The sequence below is a fragment of the Gelidibacter salicanalis genome, from assembly GCF_016469035.1.
Lineage (GTDB): Bacteria > Bacteroidota > Bacteroidia > Flavobacteriales > Flavobacteriaceae > Gelidibacter > Gelidibacter salicanalis_A.
Genome location: NZ_JAEHJZ010000190.1, coordinates 1 through 259 on the forward strand (window position 1 = coordinate 1; position 259 = coordinate 259).

The window sequence follows — 259 nt, forward strand, 5'->3', positions numbered from 1 at the left end:
GAAATCGCATATTCAATTAAATCTGACGAATCAATAGGAGCATACAATTTAATGTTATGGATTATTAAAGAATTCATTGACGAAATTTAATAAATTTGGCAGGAACACCTCCTACAATTGAGTTAGCACAAATATTTTTAGTAACAACAGAGTTAGCCCCAACAATAGATCCACTTGAAATACGGATTCCAGGCAATATTACTACGTTTCTTCCTATCCAGACATCATCTTCAATGATTACTGGTAAATTAGATTCATT

General features: G+C 31.7%; 1 protein-coding gene. It reads right to left on the reverse strand.

What is annotated here, in order from left to right:
- Positions 1–73: 73 nt before the first annotated feature.
- The coding region (locus JEM65_RS21320; protein ID WP_306465107.1) for a DapH/DapD/GlmU-related protein at positions 74–259 on the reverse strand (186 nt) is incomplete at its 5' end.